Source organism: Kitasatospora sp. NPDC001660, assembly GCF_053596725.1.
In genome coordinates, this window is sequence record NZ_JBSFGU010000096.1 from 1 (window position 1) to 10,523 (window position 10,523).

Below are 10,523 nucleotides of genomic sequence, written 5' to 3' on the forward strand. Positions count from 1 at the left end.
GTTCCAGGCGTCGGCACCGCGGACCAGGCGGGCGCGCAGCACGTCGTGGTGGTCGAGCACGGTCTGGAGCGCGTCGGCCAGGCGCTCGAAGGTGGCGCCGGCGGGCGTCCGCACGACCATCGTCTGGTTGAACCCGTCGACGGGACCGCCGAGTTCGCGCAGCCACCCGAGGACCGGGGTCTGCGGGACGAGCCCGAACGCGGCCTCGCGCTCCTCCGCCGGCAGAGCGGCGGCGGTGCCGGCGACGGCGGCCAGCGCCTCCGGGGTGCGGTGCTGGAACACCTCGCGGGCGGTGAACACCAGCCCGGCCCTGCGGGCGCGGCTGACCAGCTGGATGGAGACGATGCTGTCGCCGCCCAGCTCGAAGAAGCTGTCCTCGACGGACACCTCCGGCACGCCCAGCAGGTCGCGGAAGATCCCGCACAGGACCTCCTCGCCCGGCGTGCGCGGCCGGCGCCCGCGGCCGCTGCCGCGGTACTCGGGCGCGGGCAGGGCCCGGCGGTCGAGCTTGCCGTTCGGGGTCAGCGGCAGCTCGTCGAGCGCCACGAAGGCGGACGGGACCATGTACCCGGGCAGGGCGGCGGCCAGGTGGGCGCGCAGCACGGGCTCGTCCAGGGCGCCGCCGCGCGGCACGACGTACGCCACCAGGCGCTTGATGCCGGGCTGGTCCTCGCGGACGACCACGGCCGAGCGCAGCGCGCCCTCGTAGCGGGCGAGGACCGTCTCGATCTCGCCGAGCTCGATCCGGAAGCCGCGGATCTTGACCTGGTCGTCGGAGCGGCCGAGGTAGTCGAGCAGGCCGTCCGGGGTCCAGCGCACGATGTCGCCGGTGCGGTACATCCGGCTGCCGACCGGACCGTAGGGGTCGGCGACGAAGCGCTCGGCGGTCAGGTCGGCGCGGCCGAGGTAGCCGCGGGCCAGGCCCTCGCCGGCCAGGTACAGCTCGCCCGCGACGCCCGCCGGGACGGGCCGCAGGCGCTCGTCCAGGACGAGGGCGCGGGCGCCCGTCACCGGGCGGCCGACCAACGGCCGGTCGGTGTCGGCGGTGCTGCTGGTGGCGCTGTCGACGGTGGCCTCGGTCGGGCCGTACAGGTTGTAGCCGGTGACGCCCGGGGTGCGGGCGAGCTCCTGCCACAGGGCCGGGCTCACGGCCTCGCCGCCGAGGGCGAGGATCCGCGGCCGGGCCGTCTCGTCCCGGACCAGGCCGTGCTCGACGAGCTGCTCGGCGTAGGACGGGGTGAGCTCCAGGAAGTCGATCCGGTGCTCCCGGACGTACCCGATCAGCGCCTGCGGCTCGCGCCGGGTGTCGTCGTCCACGACGTGCAGCTCGTGGCCGGCGACCAGCCAGAGCAGCGGGTCCATGGAGGCGTCGAAGGACACGGCGGCGGTGAGCGCCGCGCGCAGCGGCCGGCCGGCGGTGGCGATGTCCGCCGCGTACAGCTCGGTGAAGTGGTGGTGGAACAGGTTGCCGAGGCCCGCGTGCGGGACGACGACGCCCTTGGGCTTGCCGGTCGAGCCGGAGGTGTGGATGACGTACGCCGGGTGCGCGGGCCGCAGGGCGGCGGTGCGCTCGGCGTCGGCCAGCGGGGTGCCGGCCAGCTCGCGCAGCTCGTGGACGACGGCCGGGGAGGTCAGGTCGATCCGCTCGCCGCCGCGGTCGGCGGGCAGCGCGTCGCGGGCGCCGTCGCCCGTGATGACGGCGGCGGTGCCGGCGTCCTGGAGCAGCTGGGCGATGCGCCCGGCCGGGAGCGCCGGGTCCACCGGGACGTACCCGGCGCCGGCCTTCATCACCGCGAGCAGCGCGACGACCAGGTCGGCGGTGCGCGGCAGGGCGACGGCGACGAACCGCTCCGGGCCGATGCCCCGGCCGGCCAGCAGGCGGGCCAGCCGGTTGGCGCGGGCGTCGAGTTCGGCGAAGGTCAGCCGCTCGCCGGAGGCCACCAGGGCGGTGGCGCCGGGGGTGCGGGCGGCCTGCGCCTCGAACAGCGCGGGCAGCGTGGTGGCGGGCACCTCGCGGGCGGTGTCGTTCCAGGTGACGAGCAGCTGCTCGCGCTCCTCGGCGGTGAGCAGGTCGAGCTCGGACAGCGCCCGGTCCGGCGCGGTGACCAGGGCGGTCACGGCGCGGGCGAAGCGCTCGGCGAGGCCGGCCGCGGTCCGCCGGTCGAACAGGTCGGTCGCGTACTCGATCCGGCCGGTGAGGCCGGCCGGCGTGCCGTCGGCGGTGAACTCCTCGGCCAGCTGGAAGGACAGGTCGAACTTGGCACCGTCCACCGTCGCCGTGTGCGGCTCGACGGTCAGGCCGGGCAGCGCGAGCTCGGCCGCCGCGTTGTTCTGCAGCGAGAGCATCACCTGGAACAGCGGGTGGCGGGCCAGCGAGCGCTCCGGGTTGAGCAGTTCGACCAGCCGCTCGAACGGCACGTCCTGGTGGGCGTAGGCCGCGAGGTCGGTCTCCCGGACCCGTCCGACCAGCTCGCGGAAGGTCGGGTCGCCGGCCAGGTCGGTGCGCAGCACCAGGGTGTTGACGAAGCAGCCGACCAGCTCGTCGAGGGCCTCGTCGGTGCGCCCGGCGATCGGCGAGCCGATCGGGACGTCCTCGCCCGCGCCGAGCCGGCCGAGCAGGGCGGCCAGGGCGGCCTGGACGACCATGAAGACGCTGGCGTTGGCCTCGCGGGCCAGCGCGGCGAGCGCGGCGTGCGCGTCGGCGGGCAGGTGCAGCGGCACGGTGTCGCCGCGGAAGCTCTGCTCGGCCGGGCGCGGCCGGTCGGCGGGCAGGGCCAGCTCCTCGGGCAGCCGGGCCAGGGTCCGCTGCCAGTAGCCGGTCTGGCGGGCGAGCTCGCTCGCCGGGTCGTTCTCGTCGCCGAGCACGTCGGCCTGCCAGAGCGTGTAGTCGGCGTACTGGACCGGCAGCGGGGTGAACTCCGGTGCGCGGCCGTCCAGTCGGGCCGTGTAGGCGGCGGCGAGGTCGCGGGCGATGGGGGCCATCGACCAGCCGTCGCCGGCGATGTGGTGGATCACCACGAGCAGCACGTGACTCTGCTCGTCGCTCTGCTCGTCGATCGTGAACAGGTGGGCTCGCAGCGGCACTTCGGCAGCGAGGTCGAAGTCCAGCGCGGCGGCCGCGGCGAGCGCGTCGGCGCTGTACGGCGCGGTGTGCAGCACCGGCCGGGCCTCGGCGGCGGCGAGCACCTGCTGGCGCGGCCGGCCGTCGGTGTCCGGGAAGACGGTCCGCAGGCTCTCGTGCCGCGCGGTGAGGTCGCCGAGGGCGGCGGCCAGCGCGCCGGCGTCGAGCGGGCCGGTGAGGCGGACGGCGAGCGGCAGGTTGTAGGTGCCGGTGCGCTGCTCGAAGCGGTTGAGGAACCAGAGCCGGCGCTGCGCGGCGGACAGCGGCACCGACTCCGGGCGCACCCGGGCGGTGAGCGCCTGCCGGGCCCGGCCCGCGGCGCCGATCCGCTCGCCGAGGGCGGCGACGGTCGGCGTCTCGAACAGGGCGCGCACCGGCAGCTCGACGCCGAACAGGGTGCGCACCCGGCTGACCACCCGGGTGGCGAGCAGCGAGTGCCCGCCGAGGTCGAAGAAGCCGTCGTCGATCGAGACCTGCCGCACGCCGAGCACCTCGGAGAACAGCGCGGCCAGCTGCTCCTCGCGCTCGTCGCGCGGGGCCCGCCCGGCCCCGGCCGCGGCCCCGAAGTCGGGGGCGGGCAGGGCGCGCCGGTCGAGCTTGCCGTTCGGGTTGAGCGGCAGCGCGGCGAGGGTGAGGAACGCGGACGGGACCATGTACTCGGGCAGCGCGGCGGCGACGTGCGCGCGCAGCTCGGCGGCCTGCGGTTCGGTGCCCGCGGCGGGCACCACGTAGGCCACGATCCTCTGGTCCCCGGGGGTGTCCTCGCGGACCAGGACGGCCACCTGGGCGACCGCCGGGTGCCCCGCGAGCACGGCCTCGATCTCGCCGAGCTCGATCCGGAAGCCGCGCACCTTGACCTGGAAGTCGGTGCGGCCGAGGTACTCGATCTCGCCGTCGGCGTTCCAGCGCACCAGGTCGCCGGTGCGGTACATCCGGCTGCCCGCCGGGCCGTACGGGTCGGCGACGAAGCGCTCGGCGGTCAGGCCGGGGCGGTTCAGGTAGCCGCGGGCCAGGCCCTCGCCGGCCAGGTACAGCTCGCCCGCGACGCCCACCGGGACCGGCCGCAGGCCGGCGTCCAGGACGAGCGCCCGGGTGTTGCGCCGGGGCCGGCCGATCGGCGGGGTGCGCCCGGCAGAGCCGTCGCCGCCGTCGCCGCCGTACCAGGCGGTGGCGTACACGGTGGCCTCGGTGGGGCCGTAGATGTTGGCGAGGCGCGCGCCGGGCACGGCGGCCCGGATCGCGGCCGCGGTGTGCGCGGACAGGCCCTCGCCGGCCAGCACCACGAGGTCGGCGCCGAAGCGCGGGGCGCCGGCCTGGCCGAGGGTGTGCGCGAGCGCGGACGGGACGGCGCTGACCAGGCCGTAGTGCCGGCCCTCGGGCGCGTCCAGCAGCGCGAGCACGTCGCGGACCAGCTCGATCCGGCCGCCGGACAGCAGCGGGCCGAACAGCTCGAAGACGGAGACGTCGAAGTTGAGCGAGGTCGCGGCGAGCACGTCGCAGAGCCGCTCGGGGCCGATGTCGGCCGCCGCCCAGGCGGCGAGGTCGGCGACGTTGCGGTGGGCCACCACGACGCCCTTGGGGCGGCCGGTGGAGCCGGAGGTGTAGATGACGTAAGCGGGGTGGCGCGCGTCCAGCGGGCGCAGCCGCTCGGCGTCGGTGACGTCGCCGTCCGGGAGGGCGGCGAGCCGCTCGCGCACCGCCGGGTCGTCCAGCCGCAGCGCGGGGACGCCCCCGGGCAGTGCGCCGGCCGCCTCGCTGCTGGTGAGCACCAGCGCGGGCCGCGCGTCGTCGAGCATGTAGGCGATCCGGTCGGCCGGGTAGCCGGGGTCCACCGGCAGGTAGGCGGCGCCGGACTTGAGCACCGCGAGCAGCGCCACGACCAGGTCGGCGGTGCGCGGCAGGGTCAGCGCGACGAAGCGCTCCGGGCCCGCTCCCTCGGCGATCAGCAGCCGGGCGAGCCGGTTGGCGCGGGCGTTGAGCTCGCCGTAGGCCAGTTCGGTGCCGGCGTGCAGCACGGCCGGGGCCTGCGGGGTGCGGGCGGCCTGCGCCTGGAACAGCTCCGGCACGGTGGCCTCGGCGACCGGGCGGGCGGTGTCGTTCCAGGTGCCCAGCACGTGGGCGCGCTCGGCCTCGGTGAGCACCTCGACGGCGGCGACGGGCTGCTCCGGGTCGGCGGTGACCGCCGCGAGCAGCCGGCCGAGCCGGTCGCCGAGGGACTCGGCGGTGGCGCGGTCGAACAGGTCGGCGGAGTACTCCAGGACGCCGGTCAGGCCGGCCGGGCCGCCCTCGGCGGTGAAGGTCTCCTCCAGCGAGAACAGCAGGTCGAACTTGGCGGCCGACAGGCGCACCGGCAGCGCGGTGGCGCGCAGCCCGTCCAGGTCGAGGGTGGCCTCGGCGTTGTTCTGGAAGGCCAGCATCACCTGGAACAGCGGGTGGCGGGCCAGCGAGCGGACCGGGTTGAGTACCTCGACCAGCCGCTCGAACGGCACGTCCTGGTGGGCGTAGGCGGCGAGGTCGGTCTCCCGGACGCGGGCGAGGAGTTCGGCGAAGGTCGGGTCGCCGGACAGGTCGGTGCGCAGCACCAGGGTGTTGACGAAGAAGCCGACCAGCTCGTCGAGGGCCTCGTCGGTGCGCCCGGCGATCACGCTGCCGAGCGGGATGTCGTCCCCGGCGCCGAGCCGGTGCAGCAGGGCGGCGACGGCGGCCTGGACGACCATGAAGACGCTCGCGTTGTGCTCCCGGGCGACGGCGGCGATCCGCTCGTGCACCTCGGCCGGCAGCGCCAGCGGGACGGACTCGCCGCGGTAGCTGACGTCGGCCGGGCGGGACCGGTCGGTGGGCAGCGCGAGTTCCTCGGGCAGTCCGGCGAGGGCCTGCTTCCAGTGCTCGACCTGCCGGGCCAGCGGGCTGTCCTGGTCGCCCTCGTCGCCGAGCACGTCGGCCTGCCAGAGCGTGTAGTCGGCGTACTGGACGGGCAGCGGCTCCCAGGCGGGGGCGGTGCCGGCCCGGCGGGCGTCGTAGGCGGTGCCGAGGTCGCGGGCGAAGGGGGCGAGCGACCAGCCGTCGCCGGCGATGTGGTGCAGCACCACGAGCAGCACGTGCTCGGTGGCGGAGACCTCGAACAGCCGGGCGCGCAGCGGGGGCTGGGTGGTGAGGTCGAAGCCCTCGGCCACCGCCTCGGCCAGCGCCGCGTCCAACGCGCCCTCGCCGTCGGCCGGTTCTGTGACGGGCAGGCTGAGCGCGGAGGTGCCGGCGGGCAGCACCCACTGGCGGGGGCGGCCGTCGAACTCGGGGAAGACGGTCCGCAGGCTCTCGTGCCGGTCGGTGACGTCGCCGAGCGCGGCGGTCAGCGCGGCCCGGTCGAGCTCGCCCTCCAGCCGCAGCGCGAGCGGCAGGTTGTAGGAGGCGGTGGCGCCCTCGAAGCGGTTGAGGAACCAGAGCCGGCGCTGGGCGGGGGAGAGCGGGATCTCCTCCGGGCGTGGTCGGGCGGTGAGCGCGGCGCGGGCGTGCCCGGCGTCGGCGATCCGCTCGGCGAGCGCGGCCACCGTCGGCGCCTCGAAGAGGGTGCGGACGGCCAGCTCCACGCCGAACACCGGGCGGATCCGGCTGACCAGGCGGGTGGCGAGCAGCGAGTGCCCGCCGAGGTCGAAGAAGCTGTCGTCGACGGAGACCGCGGGCAGTCCGAGGATCCCGGCGAACAGCCCGGCCAGGATCTCCTCCTGCGGGGTGCGCGGGGCGCGGCCGGCCGAGGCGGTGAGCGCGGGCGCGGGCAGTGCGCGGCGGTCCACCTTGCCGTTGCCGGTCAGCGGCAGCGTCTCCAGGGCGACGTAGGCGGAGGGCACCATGAAGCCGGGCAGGCCGTCGGCGGCGTGCGCGCGCAGCTCGGCGGGCTCGATCCGGGCGCCGGGCGCGGCCACCAGGTAGGCGACGAGCCGCTGGTCGCCGGGGGTGTCCTCGCGGACCATCGCGGCGGCCTGGGCGACGGCGGGGTGCCCCGCGAGCACGGCCTCGATCTCGCCGAGCTCGATCCGGAAGCCGCGCACCTTGACCTGGTCGTCGGTGCGGCCGAGGTAGTCGAGCGCGTCCGCCGCGTTCCGGCGCACGAGGTCGCCGGTGCGGTACATCCGGGCGCCGGGCGGGCCGTACGGGTCGGCGGTGAAGCGCTCGGCGGTCAGGCCGGGGCGGCCGAGGTAGCCGCGGGCCAGGCCGTCGCCGGCCAGGTACAGCTCGCCGGCCACGCCCCGCGGGACCGGCCGCAGGGCCGCGTCCAGGACGTACGCCCGCATGCCGTCCAGCGGGCGGCCGATCGGAATGGCGGCCGGCACCTCGGCGGCGGAGCCGATCCGGTGGGTGGTGGCGAAGGTGGTGGTCTCGGTCGGGCCGTAGCCGTCGACCACGGTCAGGCCGGGGCAGGCCTCCAGGACGCGGCGCACGGCCGCGGCGGGCACGACGTCGCCGCCGGTCCACACCTGGCCGACCCGGGCCAGGCAGCCGGGGCCGTCCTCGGCGATCAGCCGGAACAGGCCGGCCGTCAGCCACAGCGCGGTGACGCCGTGCCGGGTGACGGTCTCGCGCAGCCGGACCGCGTCGAGGTCCCCGGCCGGGGCCACGACGACCTGGCCGCCGCCGAGCAGCGGCACCCACAGCTCGTAGGTGGAGGCGTCGAAGGCGGTCGGCGAGTGCAGCAGCACCCGCTCGTGGCCGGACTCGAAGCGGCGGTCCTCGGCGAGCGCCACGACGTCGCGGTGGGTGACGCCGACGCCCTTGGGCAGGCCGGTGGAGCCGGAGGTGAACATCACGTAGGCGAGCTGGTCCGGCCGGACGTCCACCCCGGGGTCGTGGGTGGGGCCCTCGGCGAGCGCCGCGGCGGCCTCCAGGACGGTCAGCTCGACGTCCTCGTCGAGGCCGAACCCGGCCGCGTCGCCGGCCGCGTCGGCGATCAGGACCGCGGCGCCGGTCTCGGCCAGGATGTGCCGCATCCGGGCGGCCGGGAAGCGCGGGTCGAGCGGCACGTACGCGCCGCCGGCCTTGAGCACGCCGAGGATCGCGGCGACCAGCTCGGGCGAGCGCTCCATCAGCAGCGCGACCCGGTCCTCGGGGCGGACCCCGGCGGCGAGCAGCTTGTGCGCCAGGCGGTTGGCCCGGGCGTCGAGTTCGCCGTACGAGAGGCTGCCGGTCTCCGCGACCACGGCCTCGGCGGCCGGCGCCCAGCCGGCCAGCTCGGCGAAGAGCCGGGAGAGCACGGGCACGGCCGCGCCCGGGGTGCGCGGGGTGCCGACCAGGCCGTGCAGCAGCCGCTCCCGCTCCTCGGCGGCGAGCAGCGGGATCCGGCCGACGGGCGCGTCCAGCAGCTCGGGGGCGGCGGCCAGGACGCCGACCACGCGCTCCAGCAGGGCGGTCGCGGCGGCGGTGTCGAACGCGCCGGTGCGGTGGTCCAGGCGCAGCTGGAGCCGCTCGCCGGGCACGGCGGTGAGGATCAGCGGGTAGTGGGTCGCGTCGTGGCCCTCCAGGCCGGTGACGCGCAAGTCCCGGCCGAAGTCCAGCACGTCGGCGTCGAGCGGGTAGTTCTCGAACACCACGAGGGTGTCGAAGAGTTCGCCGAGGCCGGTGGCGTGCTGGAGGTCGGTCAGGCCGAGGTACTGGTGGTCCAGCAGGGCGGCCTGCTGGTCCTGGAGCCGGTGCAGCAGGGCGCCCAGGGTCTCGGCCGGGTCGAGGGCGACCCGCACCGGCAGGGTGTTGATGAACAGGCCGATCATCGACTCGATGCCGGCGACCTGCGGGGGGCGGCCCGAGACGGTGCCGCCGAAGACCACGTCCGCGCGGCCGGTGAGCTGGCCGACGACCAGTGCCCAGGCGGCCTGGAGCAGCGTGTTGAGGGTGGTGCCGCGGGCCCGGCTCAGGGTGGTGAGGCGGGCGGTGAGCTCGGCCGGCAGCTCGGTGGTGACGCGGTCGGGCGTGCCGGTGCCGCCGTCCCGGTCCGCCGGGGCGACCAGGGTGGGCTCGGCCAGGCCGTCCAGCACCTGCCGCCAGGCGGCCTCGGCGACGGCCCGGTCCTGGCCGTCCAGCCAGCTCAGGTAGTCGCGGTGCGGGGTGACCCGGGGCAGGCTCGCGCCCTCGCCCCGGTAGAGCGCGAACAGTTCCTTGACCAGGACGGGCATCGACCAGCCGTCGAGCAGGATGTGGTGGTTGGTGAGCACCAGGCGGTGCCGCCCGGCGCCGGTGCGCAGCACGGCGAAGCGCATCAGCGGGGCCCGCGCCGGGTCGAAGCGCTCGGCGCGGTCCTCGGCCGTCCACGCGGCGAGGTCCTCCGGGCGGTCGGTGAAGTCCAGCTCGCGCCAGGGGAGTTCGACGGCGGCCGGGATCACCTGGAGCGGCGTCTCGAAGCCGTCCTGGCGGAACGCGGCGCGCAGCGTGCCGTGCCGGGCGAGCAGCGCCCCGGCGGCGGCGCGCAGGGCGGGGACGTCCAGCGGGCCTTCGATGTCGAGGGCGAGTTGGACGGTGTAGACGTCCTGGCCCTCGGTGTCGTAGGTGGCGTGGAAGTACAGGCCCTGCTGGAGCGGGGAGAGCGGGAGGAGGTCGGCGAGGGGGCCGTGGTCGGCTTCCAGGCGGTCGATCTGCTCCTGGGTGACGGCGAGCAGCGGGCGGACGTCGGACGGGGTCAGGCCGCCGCCGGTGGTCGCCGCGAGGGCGCGCAGGGCGGTGAACCAGGCCTCGGCGAGTTCGCGGATCCGCTCCTCGGTGAACAGGCCGTCGGGCCAGGACCAGTCGGCGGTGAGCTGCGGGCCGTCGGCGGTGTCGAGGGTCGCCGCGTTGAGGTCGATCGCGTGGGCGAGCGGCATCCGCGGGTCGCGGCCGTCGCCGAGGTCGGCGTCGGTGCACAGCGCCCAGTCGGTGCTGTCCCCGGCGGCGGCGAAGCGGCCGAGGTAGTTGAACCCGAGCTGTGGTCGTGGGAGTTCGGCGAGCGCGGCGCCGGCCGCCGAGTACCGGAGGAGGCCGTAGCCGATGCCGTTGTCCGGCAGGGCGTGCAGCTGCTCCTTGACGGCCTTGAGGGCGCGGGCGGGGTCGCCGGGGGCGCCGGGGTCGAGGCGGACGGGGAACATGCTGGTGAACCAGCCGGCCGTGCGCGTGGTGTCGGCGTGCTCGACGACGTTCTCGCGGCCGTGGCCCTCCAGGTCGACGAGCACACCCGTCCCCTGGCCGGGGCGCCACGCGTCGACGGCGAGGGCGAACGCGGTGAGCAGCACGTCGTTGACGGTGGCGCGGAAGCGCACGACGGTGTCGGTGAGCAGGGCGGCGGTGACGTCCGACGGCAGGGTCAGTGACAGGTGTCGGGCGGTCGCGGCGGTGTGCACGGCCGGGTCCAGCTCCGCGAGCGGCGCGTCCGGGCCCGCCGACTGGGCCT

The 10,523-nt window shown here is 76.5% G+C and carries 1 protein-coding gene; it reads right to left on the bottom strand.

The annotated features are described in order from the left end of the window. Nucleotides 1-10,523, bottom strand: a 10,523-nt coding sequence (locus tag ACWCXH_RS38925) for an amino acid adenylation domain-containing protein (RefSeq protein WP_449806250.1), incomplete at both ends; no start/stop codon positions are given.